This is a genomic window from Streptomyces sp. NPDC040589, from assembly GCF_055594445.1.
On sequence record NZ_JBVIWP010000012.1, the window covers coordinates 48,230 to 74,900 of the forward strand.

Consider the following 26,671-nt stretch of genomic DNA (forward strand, 5'->3'; position numbering starts at 1 on the left):
ACGCCTGGGCATGACGCGCGACGTCTCGGACCGGGGTTCCGCCACCCTTTGGAGCGTCGGGGCGATCGCCGTCCTGTGCGTGGTGTTCGGCGTAGTCCTCGCGCTCGGACAGGCCGTCGCGATCCGGCACCGGGCGGCGGGCGGCGCGGATCTCGCGGCGCTCGCCGCGGCGGACCACTGGGCCGAGGGCGGTACGGCGGCCTGTGCCCGGGCCGGCCGGGTGGCCCGGGCACAGGGCGTCCGGCTCGTGCGGTGCGAGGTCGTCGGCGAGATCTCGGACGTGACGGCGGCGTCGGGACGCGGGCCGCTCACGGCGGAGGTCAGGGCGCGGGCGGGGCCTGCGACGGCTCCCTCGGAGCTTCCGTCGGCGGCGGGGAGGACGCGGGCCGGTCCTCCAGCGGCTCCTCCGGACCTCCGGTCGGCTGTTCGGCCGCCCCGTTCTCCTCCGTCTCCTTCTCCTCGGGGGCGCCCTCCAGCAACACCGTGAGCAGCCGCACCGCGCCCCTCTTGTGCAGTGGGTCGTTGCCGTTGCCGCACTTGGGGGACTGGATGCAGGACGGGCAGCCGGCGTCGCACTCGCAGGAGGCGATGGCCTGGCGGGTGGCGGCCAGCCAGGTGCGGGCGGTGTGGAAGGCGCGCTCCGCGAAGCCCGCGCCGCCGGGGTGGCCGTCGTAGACGAAGACCGTGGGCAGCAGCGTGTCGGGATGGAGCGGGATGGACACGCCGCCGATGTCCCAGCGGTCGCAGGTCGCGAAGAGGGGCAGCAGGCCGATCGACGCGTGCTCGGCGGCGTGCAGGGAGCCTCCGAGGATCTCCGGGTTGATCCGGGCCCGGTCCAGTTGGTCCTCGGTGACGGTCCACCACACGGCCCGGGTGCGCAGCGTACGAGGAGGGAGGTCGAGTTTCGTCTCGCCCAGCACTTCACCGGTGATGAGCCGTCTGCGGAGGAAGGAGACGACCTGGTTGGTGACCTCGACCGAGCCGTAGCAGAGGCGGCCGTCGCCCCAGGGGATCTCGGTGTCCGTCTCCAGGACGGAGATCGACGTCGTGTCGCGGGCGACCGTGGAGTACGGCGGGGCGGCCTCCTCGACGAGGGCGACGGAGTCGTCCATGTCCAGGGAGCGCACCAGGTAGGTGCGGCCCTGGTGGAGGTGGACCGCGCCTTCGTGCACCGTCGAGTGCGCGGCACCGGCGTCGACCGTGCCCAGCAGCCGGCCCGTGCCGGTCTCGACGACCTGGACCGGGCGTCCGCCCTCACCGCGGATGTCGGTCAGGTCGGCGGCGCGCTCGCGGCGGGTCCAGTGCCAGGCCCTGGTGCGGCGGCGCAGCAGCTTCGCGGCCTCCAGCTGCGGCAGGAGGCCCTCGCAGGCCGGGCCGAACAGGTCGAGGTCCTCGTCCGTCAGGGGCAGTTCCGCCGCGGCCGCGCACAGGTGCGGGGCCAGCACATAGGGGTTGTCCGGGTCGAGGACCGTGGACTCGACGGGCTGGTCGAACAGGGCCTCCGGGTGGTGGACCAGGAAGGTGTCCAGCGGGTCGTCGCGGGCCACCAGGACGGCCAGCGCCCCCTGCCCGGACCGTCCGGCCCGGCCCGCCTGCTGCCACAGGGAGGCGCGGGTGCCCGGGTAGCCGGCGATGACGACCGCGTCCAGACCGGAGATGTCGATGCCGAGTTCGAGGGCGTTCGTCGCGGCGAGGCCCAGGAGTTCACCCGTATGGAGGGCGTGTTCGAGTGCGCGGCGCTCTTCCGGGAGATAGCCGCCCCGGTACGCCGCGACACGCCGGGCCAGCGACCGGTCCACCTCGGCCAGACGCTCCTGGGAGATGACCGAGATCAGCTCGGCACCGCGCCGGGAGCGCACGAAGGCGACGGAGCGCACGCCCTGCAGGGTGAGGTCGGTCAGCAGGTCGGCGGCCTCAGCGGTGGCCGTGCGGCGGACGGGGGCGCCCTTCTCGCCGTGCAGCTCGGTCAGCGGCGGCTCCCACAGGGCGAACACCAGTTCGCCGCGCGGGGAGGCGTCGTCGGCGACCTCCAGCACCGGCAGGCCGGTGAGGCGGCCGGCCGCCACCGAGGGCTCGGCGGCGGTGGCGGAGGCCAGCAGGAACACGGGCGAGGCCCCGTAGCGGGCGCACAGGCGGCGCAGCCGGCGCAGCACCTGGGCGACGTGCGAGCCGAACACGCCGCGGTAGGTGTGGCACTCGTCGATGACGACGTACTTCAGCGATTTCAGGAAGGAGGACCAGCGGGGGTGGGACGGAAGGATGCCGCGGTGCAGCATGTCCGGGTTGGTCAGGACGTAGTTGCCGTACTGGCGGATCCACTCGCGTTCCTCGAACGGAGTGTCGCCGTCGTAGACGGCCGCGCGCACCGAATGGCCCAGTGGATGTGAAAGTTCCTTCACCGAACGGCACTGGTCCGCCGCAAGAGCCTTGGTGGGAGCCAGGTACAGGGTGGTCGCGCCGCGGCCGTTCGGGGCCTCGGCGCCGTCCAGAAGGGTGGACAGGACCGGCACGAGGTACGCCAGGGACTTGCCGGAGGCCGTGCCCGTGGCGACGACGACCGAGTCGCCGTCCAGCGCGTGCTCGGCCGCACGCGCCTGATGGGCCCAGGGGTGTTCGATGCCCGCGGCGCGCACGGCGGCGACGACCTCCGCGCGGATCCGGTCCGGCCAGACGGCATGCCGACCCTCGCGCGGGGGCAAGTGCTCCGTATGAGTAATGCGCGAAGCCCTGCTCGGACCGGATGCGAGCCGGTCCAGGACCACGCCCGGCGCGGGTCGGGAGGCGGGGTCCGTCGGGGTTCGATCGGATCGGTGATTCTTGGCCATCGGCACCGAGTGTGTCACTGGCGTGACGGACAATGGAGCCAAGGCGTCGTGCACGCCTGCCGGTAAGTGATTGAATGCCATCGCGGCTGGCGAAGCGTCCAAGGGCTGAAGCCGAGTGCCCAAAGGGCGACCGCTCGATAGCAAGGTGCTGGAGGATCCGTGGACCTGTCCCTGTCGACCGAGACCATGGGCGATCGCACGATCGTCAGGGTCGGTGGCGAAATCGACGTATATACCGCGCCCAAGCTGCGCGAGCAGTTGGTCGAGCTGGTGAACGACGGCAGTTTCCACCTTGTCGTCGACATGGAGGGCGTGGACTTCCTCGACTCCACCGGGCTCGGCGTACTGGTCGGCGGCCTGAAGCGCGTACGAGCCCATGAGGGCTCCCTGCGCCTGGTCTGCAACCAGGAGCGCATTCTGAAGATCTTCCGTATCACCGGCCTCACCAAGGTGTTCCCGATTCACACCTCGGTCGAGGAAGCGGTTGCGGCCACTGACTGACACCGGACCCGGGCCTCGCGCCCGGGCCGGCCGAAGCACGGCAGAAGTTCGGAAGAAGTGAAGACCGAGGGGGCCCGGGCTTTCGGCGGCCCGGAGCCTCCCGACAGCACGCCCGTAGTTGCGAGGGGGATGCATGGCCACCGTTGAGCTCCGCTTCAGTGCGCTGCCCGAGCACGTCAGGACCGCCCGGCTGGTGGCGGCAGCGGTGGCGCGCAGGGCCGGAGTGGACGAGGCCGTCCTCGACGAGGTCAGGCTCGCCGTCGGCGAGGCGTGCACCCGTGCCGTCGGGCTGCACCAGACCGTGGGGATCTCGGCACCGGTGAAGGTGCTGCTGATCGAGGAGGAGAAGCAGTTCTCCATCGAGGTCGGCGACGAGGCCCCGCACGCGGTCCCGGGCGAGCACGCGCCCGGAGCCGGCCCCGGCGACCCCGACGGGGAAGCCGACGAGGACGAGATGGGCCTCGCGGTCATCAGTGGTCTCGTCGACGACGTCGAGGTCAGCGCGGGGGAGCACGGCGGATTGATCAAGATGACGTGGCCGACCACGCCGCCGCCGACGATTCTGGTCTGAACCGGCCACGCCACACACTGTTCCTGACGAAGGGCCCCACCCGTGGGGCCCTTCGTCATGTGCGGCTGTCAGTGCTCGCCTTTACAGTAGTTCCTGTGCCGTTCACCGCGTGAATTCGTTCACGATCATTCGCATGCTCCACGGATGCTTCAGAATGCTTTCAGGGCATTACCTCGGAAGTCCGATTCCGTTTATCGCGCTCTGTTTTGATCAGGTTCCGGTACCTACAATCCCGTCCACATCTTGAGCTCAGCCCAAGCGTCAAGGAGGACGAATGGCGGGGCTTTTCAACTCACCACAGTCGGGCCATCCCACAGACCTCGCAGCCGCCGTACTGACCGATGGCAACCGCGTCCTCATCGTGGTCATCGCGGTCGTCGCGCTGGCGGCACTTGCGGTCGCGGGGGTCCTGGTGCGCCAGGTACTCGCGGCCGGCGAGGGCACCGACAGCATGAAGAAGATCGCGGCGGCGGTCCAGGAAGGCGCGAACGCCTACCTGGCACGGCAGCTGCGCACGCTCGGCGTATTCGCCGTGGTCGTGTTCTTCCTGCTCATGCTGCTGCCCGCGGACGACTGGAATCAACGTGCCGGACGTTCGGTGTTCTTTCTGATCGGAGCGGCGTTCTCGGCGGCCACCGGCTATATCGGCATGTGGCTCGCCGTACGCAGCAATGTGCGTGTCGCCGCGGCGGCGCGTGAAGCCACACCGGCGGCAGGCGAGCCGGAAAAGGATCTGACCGCCGTCTCGCACAAAGCGATGAAGATCGCATTTCGCACGGGCGGCGTGGTCGGCATGTTCACGGTGGGCCTCGGCCTGCTGGGCGCCTCGTGCGTGGTGCTGGTGTACGCCGCCGACGCGCCGAAGGTGCTCGAGGGCTTCGGCCTCGGGGCCGCGCTGATCGCGATGTTCATGCGTGTCGGCGGCGGCATCTTCACCAAGGCCGCCGACGTCGGCGCCGACCTGGTCGGCAAGGTCGAACAGGGCATTCCGGAGGACGATCCGCGCAATGCCGCGACCATCGCCGACAATGTGGGCGACAACGTCGGCGACTGCGCGGGCATGGCGGCCGACCTCTTCGAGTCGTACGCCGTCACCCTGGTCGCCGCGCTGATCCTGGGCTCGGCGGCCTTCGGCGACGCCGGGCTCGGCTTCCCGCTGCTCGTGCCGGCGATCGGTGTGATCACCGCGATGATCGGCATCTTCGCGGTGGCGCCCAGGCGTGCCGACCGCAGCGGCATGAGCGCCATCAACCGCGGGTTCTTCATCTCCGCGGTGATCTCGCTCGTGCTGGTGGCGGTGGCCGTGTTCGTCTACCTGCCGGGGAAGTACTCGGAGCTCGACGGCGTCACCGATGCGGCCATCCTCGGCAAGGACGGCGACCCGCGGGTCCTCGCGCTCGTCGCGGTGGCCATCGGCATCGTGCTCGCCGCCCTGATCCAGCAACTGACCGGCTACTTCACCGAGACCACCCGCCGGCCCGTCAGGGACATCGGCAAGACCTCGCTCACGGGTCCGGCCACCGTCGTCCTCGCCGGTATCTCCGTCGGTCTCGAATCCGCCGTCTACACCGCCCTGTTGATCGGCCTCGGCGTGTACGGGGCGTTCCTGCTGGGCGGTACGTCGATCATGCTGGCGCTGTTCGCGGTGGCGCTGGCCGGTACCGGCCTGCTCACCACGGTCGGCGTGATCGTCGCGATGGACACCTTCGGGCCGGTCTCCGACAACGCGCAGGGCATCGCGGAGATGTCCGGTGACGTCGAGGGCGCGGGCGCGCAGGTGCTCACCAACCTGGACGCGGTCGGCAACACCACCAAGGCGATCACCAAGGGCATCGCGATCGCCACGGCCGTACTCGCGGCGGCGGCGCTGTTCGGGTCGTACCGCGACGCGATCATCACCGGGGCACGCGACGTGGGCGAGAAGCTCGGGGGCGAAGGCGCCCCGATGAGCCTGATGATGGACATCTCGCAGCCCAACAACCTCGTGGGTCTCATCGCGGGTGCGGCGGTCGTCTTCCTCTTCTCGGGGCTGGCGATCAACGCCGTGTCGCGGTCGGCGGGTTCCGTGGTCTACGAGGTGCGGCGGCAGTTCCGCGAGAAGCCCGGGATCATGGACTACAGCGAGCAGCCGGAGTACGGCAAGGTCGTCGACATCTGCACCAGGGACGCGTTGCGCGAGCTCGCCACCCCCGGTCTGCTGGCCGTACTGGCGCCGATCTTCATCGGGTTCACGCTCGGCGTCGGTCCGCTCGGCGCGTTCCTGGCGGGCGCGATCGGCGCGGGCACGCTGATGGCGGTGTTCCTGGCCAACTCCGGCGGCGCCTGGGACAACGCCAAGAAGCTCGTCGAGGACGGTCATCACGGAGGCAAGGGCAGCGAGGCCCACGCGGCGACCGTGATCGGCGACACCGTCGGCGACCCGTTCAAGGACACCGCCGGTCCCGCGATCAACCCGCTGCTCAAGGTCATGAACCTGGTGTCGCTGCTCATCGCGCCCGCAGTGATCAAGTTCTCCTACGGCCCGGACAAGAGCATCGGCGTGCGGATCCTGATCGCGGCGCTCGCGTTCGCCGTGATCGCAGGGGCGGTCTACGTGTCAAAGCGGCGCGGCATCGCCGTAGGTGACGAAGACAACGCTGAACCGGAACCCAAGTCACCGGATCCGGCGGTGGTTTCGTAGGGAGGTCCGTCGAGCCCCAGCTCAAGGTGCGGGCGGGCGGCGCGCGTTGGCGCGTCGTCCGCCCGCACCGTGTGTTCGCACGATCACGTCGTGAGCCTTGTCTCGCTTGGAGCAAAAAGTAACAAAAAGGTCTTAATAGGCGCTCGGCGTGCGGTTGCCGTGCCCCTGGCGTGTATGTTCCGGGGCCGAGAGCCATGGAAGGGACCAAACCGGTGAACAAGAAGCTCGCGGCCGCACTGTCCGGCGGTGCGGTACTGGTACTGGCGCTGTCGGGCTGCGGCGGCGACGACAACGAGAAGCTGGACTCCTGGGCCAAGGACGTCTGCGACGCCGTACAGCCGCAGGCCAAGAAGATCGAGTCGGCCAATGCCTCGATCCAGAAGGAGACCTCGGACAACAGCACGCCGGAGGACGTCCAGAAGACCGACGCACAGGCCTTCCAGGACATGTCCGACGCCTACAAGGCGATCGGGACCGCGGTGAACAAGGCCGGCGCGCCGGACGTCGAGAACGGCGAGAAGAAGCAGAAGGACGCGGTCACGGAGCTCAACACGATCTCCGCGTCGTACGCCTCGCTGAAGAAGCAGGTCGACGGGCTCGACACGAAGGACCAGGGCAAGTTCGCCGACGGTCTCAAGGACATCGCCACCGAGCTGGACAAGCTGAGCAAGAGCGGGAACGACGCGCTCAGGAACCTGGAGGAGGGCGAGGTCGGCCAGGCGATGGCCCGGCAGTCGAGCTGCAAGGCGGCGACCGGGCCGGCGTCGGCGACCTAGAGCCGGGCAGGGAACATGCGGCGCCGGGGACCGTTGGGCCGGGAGTGACCGCCGAGGCGGGCACTCAGGCGCACCCGATCCCCGGCACGGGCAGGTGCGCCGGCGGTGCCTGCGGCCACAATGGGGGCGTGAGTAACGCCAGCCAGTCACCCCTGTCCCCGCTGCCCGCCCCTGACCGCCCCGAGGTCGCCGCCCGGCTCCGGGACGCCCTGCTCGGGGCCTCCTTCACCGCCGACGGACTGCTCGAACTGCTCGGCGCCCCCGCGTACGCGGCGCTGGCCCGGAGCGAGACCGTGCCCGCGCTCCGGGCGACCCGCGGGGACACTCCGCTGGAGACGCTCGTCCGGCTGTTCCTGCTCCAGCAGCCCGTGCCGCACGCGCGCGTGGCGGACGTCCTGCCCGTCGACGCCTGCCTGGAGACCGGCTGGCTCAAGCGCGCCGGCGCGGACGAGCTCGCCGCCACGGTGGACGTGCGGCCCTACGGCGGGCCCGGCGGCGAGGACTGGTTCATCGTGTCGGACCTGGGCTGCGCGGTCGGCGGCGCCGGCGGGATCGGCAGCCGCGACGAGGGAGTCGTCCTGGGCGTCGGCGGCGCCTCCACGACCCTCGCCGGCATCACCGTCCGTACGCCCGTCGGCGCCGCCCTCGACCTCGGCACCGGCTCCGGTATCCAGGCGCTGCACGCGGCCCGGCACGCCACGCGCGTGACGGCCACCGACCTCAACCCGCGCGCGCTGCACATCACCGGTCTCACGCTGGCCCTGTCCGGCGCCCCGGCCGCCGATCTGCGCGAGGGCTCCCTCTTCACCCCGGTCCGGGACGACGAGACGTACGACCTGATCGTCTCGAACCCGCCGTTCGTGATCTCTCCCGGTGCCCGGCTCACCTACCGCGACGGCGGCATGGGCGGGGACGATCTGTGCCGCACGCTCGTTCAGGAGGCGGGGGAGCGGCTGAACGAGGGCGGGTTCGCGCAGTTCCTCGCCAACTGGCAGCACGTGGAAGGGGAGGACTGGCAGGACCGGCTCAGGTCATGGGTGCCCCGGGGCTGCGACGCGTGGATCGTGCAGCGTGAGGTGCAGGACGTCAACCAGTACGCCGAGCTGTGGCTGCGGGACGCGGGCGACCACGAGGGTGACGCGGCGCAGTACCAGGCGCGGTACGACGCCTGGCTCGACGAGTTCGAGGCGCGCAAGGTGAAGGCCGTCGGCTTCGGCTGGATCACGCTGCGCAGGACGGGCGCCGCCGTGCCCACCCTCACGGTGGAGGAATGGCCGCATCCGGTCGAGCAGCCGCTCGGGGACACCATCAAGGCCCACTTCGACCGGCTCGACCACCTCCGCGGCCACGACGACGCCGCCCTGCTCGAAGGACACTTCCGGCTCGCCGCCGAGGTCGTGCAGGAACAGGTAGGGCTGCCCGGCGCCGAGGACCCCGAGCATGTCGTGCTGCGCCAGCACCGCGGCATGTGCCGGGCGACCCGGGTGGACACGGTGGGCGCGGGCTTCGCGGGCGTCTGCGACGGCACGATGAGCGCCGGCCGCATCCTCGACGCCATCGCCCAGCTGATCGGCGAGGACCCGGTGCTGCTGCGGGACCGCACACCGGCCCAGATCCGGCTGCTCGTGGAGCAGGGGTTCCTGGAGCCGGTCCGCTGAGGAAACCCGGCGGGGCGGCGCGCTGAGGAAACCCGGCGGGGCGGCGCGCTGACGGAACCCGGCGGGGCGGCGCGCTGACGGAACCCGGCGCGCTCAGGGGGCCCGGGGAAGACGCCCGCCAATAAATTTCGAGTCGATTTGAACACCTCGTCCCGCACGGGTCCCGAGGCGCCGGTCGTCCTCGATCCACAGCCGCGTCGCCCCGGCGTTCACCTACGGTTCGCCTGCCCGCCGCCCACGCGTGTCAGCCTCCCGGGGCTGGAGAGTCGCGGACTGGGGAAAAGGGGCGCGGGGGCCATGGAGAGCGAACCGGCGATCTTCGCGGGAGCGGTGTTCTCCCTGTTCGGAGGCGGACTGCTGGCGTGGACCGTGACGCGCGTACGCCGGCACCGGCCCGTCGCCGAGGGTGTGAGGCCCGTCGCATCGGCGACCCTCGCTAGCGTCGTCGCGGTGCTCGCCCTGGTGGGCGGAACATGGTGCTTCACCCGCCTCTGAAGCCCGTACCGGCGTGGCGCCCGCCGGTAATCGAGAGGTTGCGCTCCGCATAGGGCCGGGCCTGGTCCGGGCACTCCGGGCGGCAGGAATGGTGGTAGTCGGGTTACCGTTCGAGTGGCCGTTGCGGGCTTTTCCCGTTTGACACGGGGGCGGGCTGTACCGTCACACTCCGCAGCGTCACCACGACCCAGCCCCGGGCAAGCGACTCCGGGGAGGCCCCAGCGTCGACCGGAGAGAAGAGCGAAGTTGTCCCCGACCAGCGAGACCGCAGAGGGCGGCCGCCGACTCGTCATCGTCGAGTCGCCTGCCAAGGCGAAGACGATCAAGGGCTATCTCGGCCCCGGATACATCGTCGAGGCGAGCGTCGGGCACATCCGCGACCTTCCCAACGGCGCCGCCGAGGTGCCCGAGAAGTACACCGGCGAGGTTCGCCGCCTCGGTGTGGACGTCGAACACGACTTCCAGCCGATCTATGTGGTCAACGCCGACAAGAAGGCACAGGTCAAGAAGCTCAAGGACCTGCTGAAGGAGTCGGACGAACTCTTCCTCGCCACCGATGAGGACCGCGAGGGCGAGGCCATCGCCTGGCACCTCCAGGAGGTGCTGAAGCCCAAGGTCCCGGTCAAGCGGATGGTCTTCCACGAGATCACCAAGGCCGCGATCCAGGCCGCCGTGGCCAACCCGCGCCAGCTCAACCAGAAGCTCGTCGACGCCCAGGAGACCCGCCGCATCCTCGACCGCCTCTACGGCTACGAGGTCTCGCCGGTCCTGTGGAAGAAGGTCATGCCGCGGCTGTCCGCGGGCCGTGTCCAGTCGGTCGCCACCCGGCTCGTCGTGGAGCGGGAACGCGAGCGCATCGCCTTCCGTTCTGCTGAGTACTGGGACCTGACGGGCACCTTCGCGACCGGCCGCGCCGGTGACTCGTCGGACCCGTCGTCGCTGGTCGCGCGCCTGCAGTCGGTCGACGGCAGGCGGGTCGCGCAGGGCCGCGACTTCGACTCCCTGGGACAGCTGAAGAGCGCGAACACCCTCCACCTCGACGAGGTGAACGCCCGCGCCCTGGCCGCCGCCCTGGAGCAGACGCGGTTCGCCGTCCGGTCCGTCGAGTCCAAGCCCTACCGCCGCTCGCCGTACGCCCCGTTCCGTACGACGACGCTGCAGCAGGAGGCCAGCCGCAAGCTCGGCTTCGGCGCGAAGGCGACCATGCAGGTCGCGCAGAAGCTGTACGAGAACGGCTACATCACGTACATGCGTACGGACTCCACGACGCTGAGCGACACGGCGGTCGCCGCCGCCCGCGCCCAGGTCACGCAGCTGTACGGCGGCGACTACCTGCCCCCGCAGCCGAGGACGTACGCCGGGAAGGTCAAGAACGCGCAGGAGGCCCACGAGGCGATCCGCCCCTCGGGTGATCGTTTCCGCACTCCCGCCGAGACCGGACTGACCGGTGACCAGTTCAAGCTCTACGAGCTGATCTGGAAGCGGACCGTCGCCTCCCAGATGAAGGACGCGACCGGCAACAGCGTCACGGTGAAGATCGGCGGCACGGCGGCCGACGGCCGGGACGTCGAGTTCAGCGCGTCCGGCAAGACGATCACCTTCCACGGCTTCCTGAAGGCCTATGTCGAAGGCGCCGACGACCCGAACGCCGAGCTCGACGACCGCGAGCGCCGGCTGCCCCAGGTCTCCGAGGGTGACGCCCTGAGTGCCGAGGAGATCACGGTCGACGGGCACGCCACCAAGCCCCCGGCCCGCTACACCGAGGCCTCCCTGGTCAAGGAGCTGGAAGAGCGAGAGATCGGCCGCCCGTCGACGTACGCGTCGATCATCGGCACGATCCTCGACCGCGGATACGTGTTCAAGAAGGGCACGGCACTCGTCCCGTCCTTCCTGTCCTTCGCCGTGGTCAACCTCCTGGAGAAGCACTTCGGGCGGCTCGTCGACTACAGCTTCACCGCCAAGATGGAGGACGACCTCGACCGCATCGCCCGCGGTGAGGCGCGAGCAGTGCCGTGGCTGAAGCGGTTCTACTTCGGTGAGGGCACAGGCGAGGGCGGTGCCGCCGACGCCGGCAACGGCGACGGGGACCACCTCGGCGGCCTCAAGGAGCTGGTGACCGACCTGGGCGCGATCGACGCGCGCGAGGTGTCGTCGTTCCCCGTGGGCAACGACATCGTGCTGCGGGTCGGCCGCTACGGGCCGTACATCGAGCGCGGCGAGAAGGACACCGAGCAGCACCAGCGCGCCGACATCCCGGACGACATGGCGCCGGACGAGCTCTCCGTCGACCTCGCCGAGGAACTGCTCGCCAAGCCGAGCGGCGACTACGAACTGGGCCCCGACCCGGCCACCGGCCACACGATCGTCGCCAAGGACGGCCGCTACGGCCCCTATGTGACGGAGATCCTCCCCGAGGGCACCCCGAAGACGGGCAAGAACGCGGTCAAGCCGCGTACGGCCTCCCTCTTCAAGACGATGTCCCTGGACACGGTGACGCTCGACGACGCCCTGAAGCTGATGTCGCTGCCGCGTGTCGTCGGCGCCGACGCCGAGGGCCAGGAGATCACCGCGCAGAACGGCCGCTACGGCCCGTATCTGAAGAAGGGCACGGACTCGCGCTCGCTCCAGGCCGAGGAGCAGCTCTTCACGATCACGCTGGAAGAGGCGCTGGCGATCTACGCCCAGCCGAAGCAGCGGGGCCGGGCGGCCGCCAAGCCGCCGCTGAAGGAACTGGGCGAGGACCCGGTCAGCGGCAAGCCGGTCGTCGTGAAGGACGGCCGCTTCGGGCCGTACGTCACCGACGGCGAGACCAACGCGACCCTGCGCTCCGGCGACAGCGTCGAGACGATCACCCAGGAGCGCGGCTTCGAGCTGCTCGCCGAGAAGCGCGCGAAGGGGCCGGCGAAGAAGACCGCCAAGAAGGCGGCCAAGAAGGCCCCTGCGAAGAAGACGACAGCCAAGAAGACCGCGGCGAAGAAGACCACGACCGCGAAGAAGACGACGGCCAAGAAGACCACCACGGCGAAGAAGACGACGGCCAAGACGGCCACCGCCTCGAAGCCGGCGGAGGACTGAGGCCCGATCAGGACTGTTCGGGATCCGGACCATCAAGGTCCGGGTCTTCGCCCAGGGTTCGGAAAGCGAACGCCCCGGCACACTTTTGTGCCGGGGCGTGCGCATGCCAGACCGGGCCCTCCAGGGTGTCGGTGGCTCCCGATAGGCTGAATGCATGACGCGAGCCGAGCACCCCACGGCCTCTCCGCCGGCCCCCGACGATGCCCTGGTCGCGGACTCCCGCGAGCGCGCCGTCCGCGCCCTGCTGCGCCGTCCGCAGTTGAAGCGGCTCTGGAGCGCACAGCTCGTGGGCGGTGTGGGCGACACCCTGGCCCTTCTCGTGCTGGTCCTGCTCACCCTCCAGGCGGCTGTCGCCGAAGCGGCGTTCGGGGGCGGCTACCGAGGCGTGGCGTTCGCAGTGGCGACCGTTTTCGGTGTACGCATCCTCGCGACGCTCCTCTTCGGCGCCGTGCTCCTCGGTCCGCTCACGGCGCTCACCTCGCAGGACGGCCCGCTCGACCGCCGCTGGACCATGGTCGGCGCGGACGGGCTGCGCGCCGCGCTGCTCATCGTCGCGCCGCTGTGGATCGACTGGATGCCCGAGGACGCGCTGGCCATGCTCCTCGTCACGGCCTTCGTGACCGGAGTCGCCGAGCGCTTCTGGACGGTGTGCCGCGAGAGCGCGGCTCCCGCGCTGCTGCCCGCACCGCCGCCGGAAGGCGCGACGGTCCGGCCGCTGCCCGACCACCTGGACGCCCTGCGCCGGCTCTCGCTGCGCACCGGTTTCGTCGCGATCCCGCTCGCGGCCGTCGTGCTCGTCGTCGCGGCCCTCTTCAACAATCTGCTGGGCGTCGGCATCGACTGGTTCGGCCAGCACCAGGCGGCCCTCGCCTCATACGTCGCGGCCGGGCTGTTCGCCGCGTCCCTGTCCGTGCTGACCTTCCTGGAGCTGCCCGCCACGCGCACCCCGCGCGCGCGGTCGCCGCTCGAGGGGCTGCGCCGTCCGAAGACCACCGCCGGCGCCGACAAGGGCCGCACCGGCGCGATGCCGCTGCTGGTGCTGGCCTGCGCGGCCGTCGCCGCCGCGGTGTCCGCCGCCGTAGCCGTGGCCGTGCTGCACGCCAAGGACCTGGGCGGCGGCCCGGTGCTGTACGGCCTGTTCGTGGGCGTGCTGACCGGCGGTGTCGTCGTCGGCATCCGTACGGCGCCGGCCCTGCTGCCCGCACTGTCGCGCCGCCGGCTGCTCGCGCTGGTGATCGCCTTCACCGGTGTCGCGCTGCTGGCCGCCGGGCTGGTCCCGGACGTCACCACCGTGCTGCTGATCCTCGCCCTGGCCGGTGTCGGCGCGGGCATCTCCGCCAACATCGGGCACACGCTGCTCGACCAGGAGACCGAGGAGTTCCGGCGCTCCCGTACGACCGAGCACCTGCACGCGGTCGTCCGGGTCTGCGTGGCGCTCGGCGCGGTGATCGCCCCGCTGGTGGCGGCGGGGATCGGGCCGCACCGGCTGGAGAGCGGCAAGTTCGTCTTCGCGCACGGCGGCGCGGCCTTCACACTGATGCTCGCCGGCGCCCTGCTGCTGCCGGTGGCCGCGCTGGTGCTGGCCAAGGTCGACGACCGTTCCGGAGTGCCGCTGCGGCAGGACCTGCGGGACGCGCTGCTCGGCGGTGACGACCCGGAGCAGGCGTCCGCGTCCTCCGGTTTCTTCATCGCCCTGGAGGGCGGTGACGGGGCCGGCAAGTCCACGCAGGCCGAGGCGCTCGCCGAGTGGATCCGCGGCAAGGGCCACGAGGTCGTGCTGACGCGCGAGCCGGGGGCGACGCCGGTGGGCAAGCGGCTGCGGTCGATCCTGCTGGACGTGTCCAGCGAGGGCCTGTCGCACCGCGCGGAGGCACTGCTGTACGCGGCCGACCGGGCCGAGCACGTCGACACCGTCGTACGGCCCGCCCTGGAGCGCGGCGCGGTCGTCATCTCCGACCGGTACATCGACTCGTCCGTGGCCTACCAGGGAGCGGGCCGCGATCTGTCGCCGACCGAGATCGCCCGGATCAACCGCTGGGCCACGAACGGGCTCGTGCCGCATCTGACCGTCCTGCTGGACGTCGCGCCGGAGACCGCGCGCGAGCGGTTCACCGAGGCGCCCGACCGGCTGGAGTCGGAGCCCGCCGAGTTCCACGCGCGCGTGCGGTCCGGTTTCCTGACCCTGGCCGCGGCCGACGCCGGGCGGTATCTGGTGGTGGACGCCGGCCAGGAGCCCGAGTCCGTCACGACCGTCATCCGGCACCGGCTCGACCAGGTGCTGCCGCTGTCCGAGGCCGAGATCAAGGCCCAGGAGGAGGCGCGGAAGAAGGCCGAGGAGGAGGCCCGCCGCAAGGCCGAGGAAGAGGCCGCCCGCAAGGCCGAGGAGGAGCGCCTGGAGCGCGAGCGCCAGGAGCAGCTGGCCAAGCTGCGCGCCGAGGAGGAGGAGCGCAAGCGGCGCGAGCTGGAGGAGGCGCAGCGGCGCGAGGCCGAACGGCAGGCGGAAGAGGCCCGGCGGCGGGCCGAGGAAGCGCAGAAGAAGGCCGAGGAGGAGCGGGCGCGGCTCCTCGCTGAGGAGAAGGCCCGGGCCGAGGAGGAGGCCCGCCGCAAGGCCGAGGAGGATCGGCGCCGCGAGCAGGCCGAGGAAGAGGCCCGGCTGCGTGCCGAGGCCGAGGCACTCCGTCTGGAGAAGCAGCGCAAGGCCGAGGACGCGCTGCTGCGGGCCGAGGAAGCGCGACGCCTGGCGGAGGCGGCGGCCGCGGCGGCGGAGGCGGGGCCGAAGAGCTCTCCCCAGAGGCCCGGCCAGGGTTCCGCTCCGCAGGGCGCTTCCCGTGCGTCGGCTGGTCAGGACGCGGCGACCGTGCCGACGCCCGTGGTGACACCGGAGAACGCCCCGGGCGGCTCGGGCTCTGGTTCTGGCTCGGGCTCCGGCTCGGTGGACGAGACGACCGTGCTGCGCCGGGTGCGGGACGACGCCGAGGTGACGGCCGAGCTGCCGAAGCCGCCGGTGCCGCCGAGGGCGGGCGAGGAGACCGAGGTGCTGCCTCCGGTTCGCCCCGGGGCCGAGGACACGCCTTCCTGGGCAGGGGACGAGACGGCCGTGCTGCCTCCGGTCCGGCCGGGGGACGCCGAGGAGACGGCCGTGCTGCCGCCCGTACGCGGCGACGGACCGGCGGACCGGGTACCGCCCGGGTACTTCCGCGACGACTCCCCGGCCGCCCGCCCCGACGGGACCGAGGACCGTACGCGCGAGATGCCCCAGGTCGACGCCGAGGGCGAACCGCGCCGCCGCCGGTCCGACTGGGCCGAGGAGACGCCGCTGGACGACCTGCCCTCACTGGCGGACGAGCTGCTCGGACCGCACGAGGACGAGCAGGACGAGGGCCGCGGGCGCCGTGGGAGGGGCCGGGGCCGCTGAGGTCCTGCCCGGCAGGCAGTCCCGGAAGATCACCCGGCCCCGGCCCGCAGAGGGCCGGGGCCGGATTGTCAGTGGTCGCCCCCACAATGGATCTCGCAGCGGCAGTACGGTCCGCACCCGCGGACGTGACGGAAGGGCGGCGTGACCCATGACCGTGTGGGACGACCTCGTCGGGCAGGAGAGGGTGAGCGCGCAGCTGGACGCTGCCGCCAGGGACGCCGACGCCCTGGTCACCGCTGCCGCGGCCGACACCCCTCCGCCCGAGGCGTCGAAGATGACCCACGCGTGGCTGTTCACCGGCCCGCCCGGAGCCGGGCGGAATCAGGCGGCGCGGGCCTTCGCGGCGGCGCTGCAGTGCGTCAGCCCCGACCGGGCCCTCGGCGGCTCCCCGGGCTGCGGCTTCTGCGACGGATGTCACACGGCACTGGTGGGCACCCACGCCGACGTCACCACCGTGGCCGCGGTCGGCTCGCAGATCCTCGCCGACGACATGCGCGACACCGTCCGCAAGTCGTTCACCTCGCCGGCGACCGGCCGCTGGCAGATCATCCTCGTCGAGGACGCCGAGCGGCTGAACGAGAAGTCGGCCAACGCCGTCCTCAAGGCCGTGGAGGAGCCCGCCCCCCGCACGGTCTGGCTGCTGTGCGCCCCCTCCATCGAGGACGTCCTGCCGACCATCCGCTCCCGCTGCCGCCACCTGAACCTGAGCACGCCGTCGGTCGACGCCGTCGCCGACATGCTCGTACGACGCGAGGGCATCGAGCCGAGCGCCGCCGCCGCTGCGGCCCGTGCGACCCAGGGCCACGTCGACCGGGCCCGCCGCCTGGCCACCGACCCGGCCGCACGCGAACGCCGTGCCGCCGTGCTGAGGATGCCGCTGCGTGTGGAGGAGGTCGGCGGCGCGCTCAAGGCCGCCCAGGAACTGGTCGACGCGGCCGCCGAGGACGCCAAGCAGCTCGCCGAGGAGATGGACACCAAGGAGACCGAGGAGCTGAAGGCCGCTCTCGGCGCGGCCCAGGGCGGCCGGATGCCGCGCGGCACGGCCGGTGTGATGAAGGACCTGGAGGACAAGCAGAAGCGCCGCAGAACGCGCACGCAGCGCGACAGCCTCGACCTCGCCCTGACCGACCTCACGGCCTTCTACCGCGACGTCCTCGCCCTCCAGCTCGGCTCCCGCGTGGCCATCGCCAACGCGGACGCCGAGGAGGCCCTGGAGCGCCTGGCCCGCGGCAGCTCCCCGGAGTCCACGCTCCGCCGCATCGAGGCGATCGCCGGCTGCCGCGACGCGCTCGACCGCAACGTGGCGCCGCTGCTCGCGGTCGAGGCGATGACGATGGCGCTCAGAGCGGGCTGACACCCGGTGCGGCCGGGGGACGCGAGGGACCGGACCTGGGATTGACGTTGTAACTCGTACGAGGCACGACACGCACGCACGGCACTCATTTCGTCGCGCAGAGTTACGCTCGCTGGATGCACACAAGGCGTACCCCCCGCTCCGCCTCCACCCCCGCTCCCCGCCGCGCGGGCTCCGGCGGGGCCCACCGCAAGGCCCGTGGCGGAGCCAGGACCGCTGTCGGCCTCCTCGCCACGGCCGCGCTGCTCGTCTCCGCCTGCTCCTCGGGGAGCCCGACGACGTCCGCGGCCTCGGCGGCGGCGGAGCCGGCGGCGCTGGCCGCGCTGCCGAAGTCCGTCCCCGCGGCGCTCACGTCGTACTACGCGCAGAAGCCGGCCTGGCGCGGCTGCGGCGTCCCCGGCTTCGAGTGCGCCACCATCAAGGCGCCGCTGGACTACGCCGAGCCGTCCGCTGGTGACGTCCGGCTCGCCGTCGCCCGCAAGAAGGCCACGGGCGAGCGGCTGGGCTCGCTGCTCGTGAACCCCGGTGGGCCGGGCGGTTCGGCGATCGGCTACATGGAGTCGTACGCCGCCATCGGCTATCCGGCCGAGGTCCGCGCCCGCTACGACATGGTGGCGGTCGACCCGCGCGGCGTCGCCCGCAGCGAGCCGGTCGAGTGCCTGGACGGGCCGGACATGGACACGTACACGCAGACGGACATCACACCCGACGACGGGAAGGAGGGGGACGGGCTGGTCGCGGCGTACCGGACGTTCGCCGAGGGCTGTGGCGCGGACGCGCCCAGGTTGCTGCGCCACGTGTCCACCGTGGAGGCGGCCCGGGACATGGACATCGTGCGGGCGGCGCTCGGCGACAAGAAGCTGAACTACGTCGGCGCCTCCTACGGGACGTTTCTCGGGGCGACGTACGCCGGGCTCTTCCCGGACCGGGCGGGCCGGCTGGTGCTGGACGGCGCGATGGACCCCTCCCTGCCCGCACGTCGGCTGAACCTGGAGCAGACGGCGGGCTTCGACACCGCGTTCCGGTCGTTCGCGCGGGACTGCGTGCGGCGGACCGACTGCCCGCTGGGCGGCGCGGGCACCTCGCCCGAGCGGGTGGGCAAGAACCTGAAGGCGTTCTTCGAGGAGCTGGACGACCAGCCCGTCCCCACCGGCGACCCCGACGGCCGCCGCCTCACCGAGTCGCTCGCCACGACCGGTGTGATCGCGGCCATGTACGACGAGGGCGCCTGGCCGCAGCTGCGTGAGGCCCTGACGTCCGCGATGAAGGAGGACGACGGCGCCGGACTCCTCGTCCTGTCCGACGGCTACTACGAGCGTGACGCCGACGGCGCCTACAGCAACCTGATGTTCGCCAACGCGGCTGTGAACTGCCTGGACCTGCCGCCCGCCTTCGACACCCCCGACCAGGTGCGCAGGGCGCTCCCGGACTTCGAGAAGGCGTCCCCCGTCTTCGGCGAGGGCCTCGCCTGGGCCTCGCTGAACTGCGCGTACTGGCCGGTGCACGCCACGGGCGAGCCGCGCCGCATCGAGGCGAAGGGTGCCGCCCCCATCGTGGTCGTCGGCACCACCCGCGACCCGGCGACCCCGTACCGGTGGGCGCAGGCCCTGGCCGGCCAGCTCTCCTCGGCCCGCCTCCTCACCTACGAGGGCGACGGCCACACGGCCTACGGCCGCGGCAGCGCCTGCATCGACCGCACGATCAACGCCTACCTCCTCCGCGGCACCCCTCCCGAGGACGGAAAGCGCTGCTCATAACCGCGGCCCCCGGCCCCGGAGGGCCCGCCTCCGGGGCCGGTACGGAGCACCCTTCGAAACTGTGTAGACTTACCGTCGTTGCTGATCGCACCATAGTGCGGACAGCGCGCCGCCTTAGCTCAGATGGCCAGAGCAACGCACTCGTAATGCGTAGGTCTCGGGTTCGAATCCCGAAGGCGGCTCCACTGGAACCCCAGGTCGCATTGCACGTGACCTGGGGTTTTCTGTTGTTCGGGCCGTGGTGTCGGGAGCTGTGGGAGAGGGCGCCTTGCCGCGAGGCGCGGCGCCCTCTCTTCGTGTCCGTGCTCTCGGGCTACGCGGCCGGCGGGCCGTCCAGGTGACGGCTCTCCATGAGGCCGTCCAGGTACTGCGCGCGCATCGCGGCGCGCTGGATCTTGCCGCTGGTGGTGCGCAGCACCGCCCCGCGCCTGACCAGGGCCACCGCCGCCGGCCGGACGCTGAAGTCACGGGCGATGCCGCCCCTGATCCGGGCGGCGAGGCGGGGGAGTTCGTCGGCGCCGACCGAGCCGCGCACCTCGTGCACGACGACGAGCTGCTCCTCGGTGACGCCGTCGGCGCCGGCCACCGGGACGGCGAACGCGGCACCGAACAGTCCCACCAGCTCAGGGTGCAGGTGCCGCAGGCCGTGCTCCACGTCCTGCGGGTAGATGTTGCGGCCGCGCAGGATCAGCATCTCCTTGAGACGGCCGGTGACGTAGATCTCGCCGTCGTGGAGCGTGCCCAGGTCGCCGGTGCGGACGTATCCGGTGTCGCCGTCGAGGGTGCTGACGCCGAACGCCTCGGCGGTGGCGTCCTCGCGGTCCCAGTAGCCCTGCGCGACGCTGGGCCCGCGCAGCCAGATCTCGCCGACCCGGCCCGCGGGCAGCACCTCGCGGGTGGCCGGGTCGACGATCCGTACCGTGTACTCCTCGGCCCTGCCGCAGCTGACGACGTCACGGCCGGGCCGGTCCTCGGCGACCGGACGGAACTCGTGCTGTTCCAGGAGGGCTTCGTCGACGCGGGTGACGGCCAGTTCGCGCGGCCCGGTGCCCGAGATGAACACGGTCGCCTCCGCCATGCCGTAGCAGGGCGCCATGGTGTCGCTGCGGAAGCCGGCCGGGGCGAAGCGCTTGGCGAACGCGGTGAGGGTGGAGGCCTGCACGGGCTCCGACCCGTTGGCCGCGAAGCGCCAGCAGGACAGGTCGAGTTCGGCGAGCTGCTCGTCGGTGATCTGGCGTGCGCACAGTTCGTACGCGAAGTTGGGCGCGGCCGACCAGTTGACCTGGTACTTGTCGATCATCCGCAGCCACCGGTGCGGTCGCTTCAGGAAGGTCGTCGGGCTCATCAGGACGCAGGAGCCGCCGAGCAGCAGCGGGGGCAGCAGGATCGCGAGCAGTCCCATGTCGTGGTACTGCGGGATCCACGAGCCGAAACGGGTGGTGCGGTCGAGTCCGAACGCGGAGCTGAGGGCCGCCGAGTTATGCAGCAGGTTGCCGTGGTGGACCATCACTCCCTTCGGGTCGGAGGTGGAGCCGGACGTGTACTGGAGCAGGGCCAGGGTGTTCTGGTCGATGTCGGGCACCTGCCAGGCCTCGGCGTGCGCGGCGGTGAAGCCGGGGCCGTCGGTGATGGCGCAGGTGATCTCCCGGCCCGGGTCGGACGCCGCCCAGTCCAGGACGTTCGCCGCGACGGCCTCGCTGGTGAGGACGACGGCGACGGCCGCGTTCTCGGCGATGGAGTCCACGCGGCGGCGCTGGTGGCTGTACTGGCCGGGCAGCGAGGACGGGACGGCGACCATGCCCGCGTAGAGGCAGCCGACGAACGCGGCGGCGAACTGCAGGCTCTCCGGATACAGGAGCAGCACCCGGTCGCCGGGCGCGTACCTCTCCTGGAGCCAGCAGGCTATCTTGCGGGCCTCGTGGTCGAGTCTGGCGTACGACCAGGTCTCGTCCCCGTCGGGCGAGTCGGGGTCACGGACGAAGATGACGGCCGGGTCGTCCGGGGTGACATGGGCGTTCGTACGGATGCGGGCCGTGGCACTGCGGGCCTGCGGAAGTGTGTGTTCGTCCGTGAGCATGGGATCCCCCGGGGGGTAGCAGGAAGCGGGTGTGGGTGGGCGGGTCCGGTCACCAGTCGGTGGCCTCGCCCAGGGCCAGCAGGTCGTCCAGGTCGTCCGCCTCGACCAGGGCCGCGCCGGCCACCGGGGCGTCCGGGTCGTCGATCGCCTCGGCGAGCAACCGCACATAGGAGTCGAGGAGCCGGCGGACGGTGGATTCGTCGAACAGGTCGGTGGCGTAGCGGAACACGGCGGTCAGCGAGGAGGTGGTCTGCCGCATCTCCACGTTGATGTCGAACTGGCCCTCCAGCTGCGGTACCTCGATCAGTTCGATGCGCAGGCCGGCGTACTCGGTGTCCGTGCCGCGGGCAGCGGCCTCGGTGACCTGCATCAGAAGGGGTTCGAGGCGGCCGGGCGCGACCATGGTGAACACCATCCGCACGGGCGGGTTCCGGCTGCTGTACGGCTCCTCGCCGGCGAGCAGGGCGTACGGGTGGCCGATGTGCTTCATGGCCCGCATCACCTGGCGCTGGGCCGTCTGCGCGGCCTGCCCGAACGTGGTCGTGTCGGTGAAGTGGGCGGGCAGGACGAGGGTGTTGACGAGGTAGCCGACGACCTCGCGCATGCCGGGGCCGCTGCGGGTGGTCGTCGGGCAGCCGACGAGGAAGTCGCGGTGTCCGCTGTAGCGGTGCACCAGGGCCTGGAACACGCCGAGGGTCAGCGCGAACGGGGTCACCCTCGCCCGCTTGGCCGCCTCGCGCAGGCGGGGCACGAGCTCGTCGGGGATCCGGGCCTCGCAGGTGGCGCCGTTGAAGACGGCCGGCGGGCGCGGGGACCGCGGCCGGTCGGCGGGGAGTTCGCCGGCGGTGGCGTTCGCGCAGAACTCCTGCCAGAAGGCGAGAAGTCGTTCGCGTCGCGGCCCCGCGAGCAGTTCCTGTTCGCCCTGTACGTAGTCGTCGTAGCCGCGGGCCAGGGGCGGCGGTGCGGTGTCCGTCGCGTAGGCGTCGAGCAGGTCCTGGAGCAGCAGCCACTGGGAGGTGGCGTCGGTGACGATGTGGTGGGTGCTGACGACGATCACGTGGTCGTCGGGTGCGACGCGCAGCAGGAGGGCACGGCACGTTCCTTCGCCGGTGAGGTCGAAGGGGGTGTCGCCGAACGCCTTGACGTGCTTTTCCAGCAGGCCGGTGTCGGTGACCCCGGGGGCCTCCCGGACCTGGAGCTGGACCAGGTCCGGGTGGCCGATCACGCGCCGCGGGCCTGCCGCGGTCTCGGTGAACGTGGAACGCAGCACGTCGTGCCGGTCCACGACCGCGCGCAGGGCGCGCCGCAGCCGCACCTCGTCGAGCGCGCCGCGGACCCGCAGGGCGGCCTGGACGTTGTAGGCGGGGCTGTCGGGCGCCATCCGGTACAGGAACCAGAGCGCTTCCTGCCCGATGGAGAGGGCTCGCTCCCGTTCCATCAGCGAGCGGCGAGTTCGGAGTGGATGTGGGCGGTGATCGCGTCGATCGTGGGGTGGTCCCACGCGAGGGTGGCCTCGACGAGGATGCCGAACTCGTCCTCCACGTCGCCGCACAGCGTCAGGGCGTACACGGAGTCGAGACCGATCTCGACGAGCAGGTCGTCGGCGGCGATGTCCTGCGGCCGGACGTCGAGGAAGTAGGCGACGCGCTCGGTCAGCCAGGTCCGGATCGCCTCGGCACCGGTGGTCTCGGCGCCGGTGGTTCCGGGGGTGGCGGCGGGTGTGGCCATGAGAAGGCTCCTGGTGATGTGAAGGGTGTGGAAATCGGTGGGGTAGGGCTTCTGGTCCGGATACGGACAGGGGTCGGGGTGAGCGGGACCGGGGCGTTCGGCGCGGCCGGGTGCGTGGTCAGGCGCGCGCGAGCCGCGAACGGTCGAGGTCGAAACCGGCACGGTCTTCCTCCCTTGCGGTCAGTTCGGCGAACAGGCGCCGCTCCACCGCGTCGGGCAGGGCGCCCACGTCGTGGCCGAGGCGGGCGGCGATCCGGGCGAGGGCGCCGGTCAGCCAGGCGTCGTCGCGCAGGAACGGGTCGACGCCGTTCTGGTTGTGCTGCCACACGCCGATGCACGCGGCGGCCATCGACAGCTGCGCGTACCGTTCGGCCAGGGCGAAGCCGGAGCGGCCCGCGACCACCGAGTGCTCGCTCGGCGGCAGCTGACGGCAGCGGCGGCCGAGGTCGTCGAGGTCGGCGCGCAGCAGGGCGGCGATCCGGGCGGCCGCGGGGGACGGCGCCGGGCCGCCGGAGTGGTCGTGGAGCAGCGCGGTGAGCTGGTCGGCGCCGCGCGAGGTGAGTTCCAGGGCCTGGTAGTCGATGTCGTCGAGCGGCGCCGACAGGTCGAAGAGCGCGGCGGGCGGCACCTCGGCGGTACCCCAGCTGGTGGCGGCGAGGCGGGGCAGCTGCGGCAGCGTCGTGGCCTGGCAGACGGCTGCGTTGGCGTGCGCGAAGGTGATGGCCGGCAGGTCGCGGAAGAACTTCTGGAAGATGCCGTAGCGGCCGTCGCGCCAGTACGAGTTGGCGCCGAGCAGGGTGCCCAGCGTCTGCGAGGACCGGTGCAGGACCTTGGGGACCACGTACTTGTTGACCGCGGTGATCACGCTGGTCTGGCCGGGCAGGACGTGCAGGGCGCGGCACGCCACGGTCGCCATGCAGTCACCGGCGAGCAGGTCGAGGAAGGCGCCGACGAGGGTGGCCCTGGCATGCGGCAGGTCGGCGACGCTGCGTCCGTACAGGGTGCGGTCGAGTGCGAAGCGGGTGACGGTGCGCAGCTGGGTGTCGGCGGTGCCGACCATCATGCCGGGGAGTACGGCACGGGTGGTCTGGAAGGCGCGCAGGACGGTCTCCATCGCGCTGCCGACCGGGCCGACGGGGGCGTCCGCTGGGACTTCGAGGCCGGTGAAGTCGGCGCCGCCGATGAGACAGCCCCGCAGCCCGACCGTGGGGAAGCGGTAGTCCCTGCGCAACCGGTCGGCCGGTGCTTGCGTGAGGTCCACCCACAGGTGGGAGTGGCTGCGGTTGCCGGGGCCCGCGCCCGTGCGGGCGAGCAGGACGACGGCGTCGGCCCGGCCCAGGTTGTTCACGATCCGCTTGCGGCCGTCGATCCTGTAGTGGCCGCCGTCGGCCGAGGATGTCGCGGTGAGGTCGGTGCGGGTGAAGTCGTTGCCGTGCGGCAACTCGTTGTAGCCCGCCGCGGTCTTGCCGCCGGACAGCAGGATGTCCGCCATCCGCTTCTGCTGGACGTCGCTTCCCGCGGTCCACATCGCCGACCCGGAGATGTAGTTGGTGAAGCCGTGGCCGAGTGCCAGGGTCGGGTCGCGGCGGGAGACGGTACGCATCATGCGCATCAGGCGGTCGATCCGGCCCAGGCGTCCGCCGAGCCGCCTGGGCACGTACTCCGCGTTGAACCCGTAGGCGTCCAGCGCGGCTTCGCCGGCGGGCAGGATCTCGGCGCGCTCGTCGGCGGCGAGGACGGCTTCGTAGCCCAGCGGGTTGTCCGGGTCGTGGGCGTCGCCGAGCGCCTTCTCCAGAACGTCGGGGCCGCCGGGGACGGAGTTCGGGTCGGTCATGACGCCTCCTCGGCGAGGGAGCCGGCCGCCTCGGCGAGCGGGAAGGGCAGCAGGGAGAACATCTCGCCGCTGTCGTACTGGTCGACGAGCATCGGCATCAGCCGGTCGAGCACCGCCGAGCCGTCGGCGCCGTCCTCGGGCATGCTTCCGGGCGTCAGGCGTTCGGCGAGGCGGCTGAGCGCGGCCTCGGCCCACAGCCCGTCCTGCCACAGGCCCGCGGTCGCGGTGGTGTCGGCGGCGACGCCGGTCCGGTTGCGCAGCCACACCTGGAGGCAGGCCGCGGCAGCGGAGCACAGGGTGTAGCGGTGCGCCAGGTCGAAGGCCGCGGCGGGCACGTCACGCGGGCTCGGCCGGTGGGCGGCCATCTGCTCGTGCGTGGTGTCACTGATGCGCAGCAGCTTCTCGGCGACGGTGAGCAGGGATTCGGGCGCCTCGCCGGACGCCACCAGCTCCCGCAGTTCCACGACGGCCCGGGGCAAGGACGCCGCGACGCTGTTGCCCGTGCGGGAGGTCAGCAGCAGCCGGGCCGGGTCGAAGTCGGGGATCCGCGCGTCGAACGTGGCCGCGGCGGCCAGGCCCTCGGCGTCGGTGCGCCCCGCGCGGTAGCCGCGGGCGAGGGCGGCGAACTGGTTGATCAGGGCGTTCAGGTTGACCAGCGTGTTGCCGTCGAAGATGCCGACGATCCGGTGGTCGCGCTCCAGTTTGGCGAACAGTCCGTGTGCGTAGTCCTCGCTGAGGAAGGAACGGGCGCCGAGGAACTGGCCCATGGCGGAGATCAGTTCGTCGGCCGTGGTGGGCACCAGGTACTTCACCGCGGCCGACGAGACGCTCATCTCCTCGGTCAGGGTGTGCACGCCCCGCGAGGCCAGCAGCGTGACGGCCTCCATGGCGAGCAGGTCGGCATAGGCCTCGGTGAGCGCGCGGTGTGCCTGCGGCAGGTCGATCAGCCGCTTGCCGTACAGCCGGTGCTCCAGGCCGAACCCGGTGGCGATGCGCAGCGCGTGGTCGCCGGCGCCGAGCGAGAGCGCGGCGCAGATCGTGCGGGTGATCTGCAGGCTGCGCAGGACGGTCTCGATGCCCTCGCCCTCCTCGCCGATCAGCGCGGAGGCGGGCACGACGGCGCCGTCGAAGGCGATGCCGCTGATGTCGGCGCCGCGGATTCCGTGCGTCTTCGCCGCCGGCAGACAGGTGTGACTGCCGTCCGCGAGCGAGGCCTTGTCGACCAGCAGCAGGCTGTAGCCACGGGTGCCGCCGGCCGGGGAGGTCCGGGCGAGGACACAGACCAGGTCGCTGCGGGTGGCGTTGTTGATCAGCCACTTCTCGCCGTCGAGCCGGTAACCGCCCGCCACGGGGGTGGCGGTCAGCTCGCCGGAGAGCAGATCGCTGCCGTGGGCGCGCTCGGTCAGGCCCCAGGAGACGACGGCGCCGGACGTGACGCGGGCGCCCAGCTCCCGTGCCTGCTCCGCTGTTCCGCCGACCCAGGTGCTCACCGCGCCCAGATACGTCTTGGTGTGCGCGATCGCCACGGTCAGATCGCGCCGGGCCACCACCCGTACCAGCTGGAGCAGGTCCTCGTAGCCGTGGAGGGCGCCGCCGTGCCGGGCGGGCACGTAGTGCGCGGGCAGGCCGAGCGCGTCGAGCCGGGCCACGGCCTCCGTGGGGAACGCCTCGGCGGCGTCGAGTTCACGCAGCCGGGCCGCGAAGAACGGCAGGTCCCGGCGGGCGGGATGGCCGAGGGAGCGGTCGAATCCGCCGGCCCGGTCGTACGGCGCGTACCGCCGCGGGGGTGCGAGTTGAGGTTCCGTCACGACTCCACCTGAATCTGAGAATGTGAGCACTCCGGGATTTCTGAATGACCCCAGTCTTGGCCACCAGAAGGAGCGCTGTCGCAGGATCCCGGTGTCAGGATCCTGCGCCTGCATCTG

General features: G+C 71.8%; 16 protein-coding genes, 1 tRNA gene and 1 pseudogene. 12 read left to right on the top strand and 6 right to left on the bottom strand.

Annotation, left to right across the window (positions count from 1 at the left end):
- Window positions 1–10: 10 nt before the first annotated feature.
- Window positions 11–409: pseudogene (locus ACZ58V_RS36500) on the top strand (Rv3654c family TadE-like protein); the annotation flags it as partial.
- On the opposite strand, the gene ACZ58V_RS36505 reads toward ACZ58V_RS36500, so the two are convergent.
- Window positions 321–2,906, bottom strand: a complete 2,586-nt coding sequence (locus ACZ58V_RS36505) for a DEAD/DEAH box helicase (protein ID WP_471295478.1) — start codon at window positions 2,904–2,906, stop codon at window positions 321–323. The pseudogene ACZ58V_RS36500 and the gene ACZ58V_RS36505 sit on opposite strands and share 89 nt — an antisense overlap.
- A 78-nt stretch (window positions 2,907–2,984) precedes the next feature.
- Between ACZ58V_RS36505 and bldG the strand changes: the two genes are divergently transcribed.
- The 11 genes from bldG (at window position 2,985) to ACZ58V_RS36560 (ending at window position 19,292) form a co-directional block, all read left to right on the top strand.
- Window positions 2,985–3,326, top strand: coding sequence for an anti-sigma factor antagonist BldG (bldG, locus tag ACZ58V_RS36510; protein ID WP_003991900.1), 342 nt, complete (start codon window positions 2,985–2,987; stop codon window positions 3,324–3,326).
- A 133-nt stretch (window positions 3,327–3,459) separates the two neighbouring features.
- Entirely contained in the window at window positions 3,460–3,897 is a 438-nt protein-coding gene (locus ACZ58V_RS36515; protein WP_184594622.1) for an ATP-binding protein, read from the top strand.
- Window positions 3,898–4,171: 274 nt separating this feature from the next.
- Complete coding sequence (locus tag ACZ58V_RS36520) at window positions 4,172–6,577, top strand: sodium-translocating pyrophosphatase (protein ID WP_468192664.1); 2,406 nt, start codon at window positions 4,172–4,174, stop codon at window positions 6,575–6,577.
- A 194-nt stretch (window positions 6,578–6,771) separates the two neighbouring features.
- Window positions 6,772–7,353 carry a small secreted protein gene (locus ACZ58V_RS36525; protein WP_261680345.1) on the top strand — a complete coding sequence of 194 codons (582 nt, stop codon included), beginning with the start codon at window positions 6,772–6,774 and terminating at the stop codon, window positions 7,351–7,353.
- A gap of 128 nt (window positions 7,354–7,481) precedes the next feature.
- Entirely contained in the window at window positions 7,482–9,011 is a 1,530-nt protein-coding gene (locus ACZ58V_RS36530; protein WP_471295482.1) for a DUF7059 domain-containing protein, read from the top strand.
- Window positions 9,012–9,308: 297 nt separating this feature from the next.
- Window positions 9,309–9,506: a hypothetical protein gene (locus ACZ58V_RS36535; protein WP_468192661.1), complete on the top strand. Its 198-nt coding sequence runs from the start codon at window positions 9,309–9,311 to the stop codon at window positions 9,504–9,506.
- Between the two features lie 246 nt (window positions 9,507–9,752).
- Window positions 9,753–12,581 carry a type I DNA topoisomerase gene (topA, locus tag ACZ58V_RS36540; protein WP_468192660.1) on the top strand — a complete coding sequence of 943 codons (2,829 nt, stop codon included), beginning with the start codon at window positions 9,753–9,755 and terminating at the stop codon, window positions 12,579–12,581.
- Window positions 12,582–12,735: 154 nt separating this feature from the next.
- Complete coding sequence (gene tmk / locus ACZ58V_RS36545) at window positions 12,736–15,996, top strand: dTMP kinase (protein WP_468192658.1); 3,261 nt, start codon at window positions 12,736–12,738, stop codon at window positions 15,994–15,996.
- A gap of 148 nt (window positions 15,997–16,144) precedes the next feature.
- On the top strand, window positions 16,145–17,350 hold the full coding sequence (locus ACZ58V_RS36550; protein WP_471295485.1) for a DNA polymerase III subunit delta': 1,206 nt from the start codon (window positions 16,145–16,147) through the stop codon (window positions 17,348–17,350).
- A 116-nt stretch (window positions 17,351–17,466) separates the two neighbouring features.
- Window positions 17,467–19,107, top strand: coding sequence for an alpha/beta hydrolase (locus ACZ58V_RS36555; protein ID WP_471295487.1), 1,641 nt, complete (start codon window positions 17,467–17,469; stop codon window positions 19,105–19,107).
- Between the two features lie 108 nt (window positions 19,108–19,215).
- A tRNA-Thr gene (locus tag ACZ58V_RS36560) sits at window positions 19,216–19,292 on the top strand.
- Window positions 19,293–19,420: 128 nt separating this feature from the next.
- Here the strand turns inward: ACZ58V_RS36560 and ACZ58V_RS36565 are convergent.
- From ACZ58V_RS36565 to ACZ58V_RS36585, 5 genes are all read right to left on the bottom strand, one after another.
- Window positions 19,421–21,184 carry a fatty acyl-AMP ligase gene (locus ACZ58V_RS36565; RefSeq protein WP_471295489.1) on the bottom strand — a complete coding sequence of 588 codons (1,764 nt, stop codon included), beginning with the start codon at window positions 21,182–21,184 and terminating at the stop codon, window positions 19,421–19,423.
- A gap of 49 nt (window positions 21,185–21,233) precedes the next feature.
- Window positions 21,234–22,622, bottom strand: a complete 1,389-nt coding sequence (locus tag ACZ58V_RS36570; RefSeq protein ID WP_471295491.1) for a condensation domain-containing protein — start codon at window positions 22,620–22,622, stop codon at window positions 21,234–21,236.
- Entirely contained in the window at window positions 22,622–22,912 is a 291-nt protein-coding gene (locus ACZ58V_RS36575; protein ID WP_468192651.1) for an acyl carrier protein, read from the bottom strand. Before ACZ58V_RS36575 ends, ACZ58V_RS36570 begins: the two co-directional genes overlap by 1 nt.
- A 118-nt stretch (window positions 22,913–23,030) precedes the next feature.
- Complete coding sequence (locus tag ACZ58V_RS36580) at window positions 23,031–24,746, bottom strand: acyl-CoA dehydrogenase (RefSeq protein ID WP_471295494.1); 1,716 nt, start codon at window positions 24,744–24,746, stop codon at window positions 23,031–23,033.
- A complete protein-coding gene (locus tag ACZ58V_RS36585; RefSeq protein WP_471295496.1) occupies window positions 24,743–26,554 on the bottom strand; it encodes an acyl-CoA dehydrogenase family protein in 1,812 nt (603 codons plus the stop codon). The genes ACZ58V_RS36580 and ACZ58V_RS36585 overlap by 4 nt, the downstream gene beginning before the upstream one ends.
- Between the last annotated feature and the right edge of the window lie 117 nt (window positions 26,555–26,671).

What these genes read in the sequence shown, in the direction of transcription:
- ACZ58V_RS36505 (WP_471295478.1), bottom strand. Translation starts at nt 2,906, where the DNA reads ATGGCATTCAATCACTTACCGGCAGGCGTGCACGACGCCTTGGCTCCA.
- ACZ58V_RS36515 (WP_184594622.1), top strand. Translation starts at nt 3,460, where the DNA reads ATGGCCACCGTTGAGCTCCGCTTCAGTGCGCTGCCCGAGCACGTCAGG.
- ACZ58V_RS36520 (WP_468192664.1), top strand. Translation starts at nt 4,172, where the DNA reads ATGGCGGGGCTTTTCAACTCACCACAGTCGGGCCATCCCACAGACCTC.
- ACZ58V_RS36525 (WP_261680345.1), top strand. Translation starts at nt 6,772, where the DNA reads ATGGAAGGGACCAAACCGGTGAACAAGAAGCTCGCGGCCGCACTGTCC.
- ACZ58V_RS36535 (WP_468192661.1), top strand. Translation starts at nt 9,309, where the DNA reads ATGGAGAGCGAACCGGCGATCTTCGCGGGAGCGGTGTTCTCCCTGTTC.
- tmk (WP_468192658.1), top strand. Translation starts at nt 12,736, where the DNA reads ATGACGCGAGCCGAGCACCCCACGGCCTCTCCGCCGGCCCCCGACGAT.
- ACZ58V_RS36550 (WP_471295485.1), top strand. Translation starts at nt 16,145, where the DNA reads ATGACCGTGTGGGACGACCTCGTCGGGCAGGAGAGGGTGAGCGCGCAG.
- ACZ58V_RS36555 (WP_471295487.1), top strand. Translation starts at nt 17,467, where the DNA reads ATGCACACAAGGCGTACCCCCCGCTCCGCCTCCACCCCCGCTCCCCGC.
- ACZ58V_RS36565 (WP_471295489.1), bottom strand. Translation starts at nt 21,184, where the DNA reads ATGCTCACGGACGAACACACACTTCCGCAGGCCCGCAGTGCCACGGCC.
- ACZ58V_RS36570 (WP_471295491.1), bottom strand. Translation starts at nt 22,622, where the DNA reads ATGGAACGGGAGCGAGCCCTCTCCATCGGGCAGGAAGCGCTCTGGTTC.
- ACZ58V_RS36575 (WP_468192651.1), bottom strand. Translation starts at nt 22,912, where the DNA reads ATGGCCACACCCGCCGCCACCCCCGGAACCACCGGCGCCGAGACCACC.
- ACZ58V_RS36580 (WP_471295494.1), bottom strand. Translation starts at nt 24,746, where the DNA reads ATGACCGACCCGAACTCCGTCCCCGGCGGCCCCGACGTTCTGGAGAAG.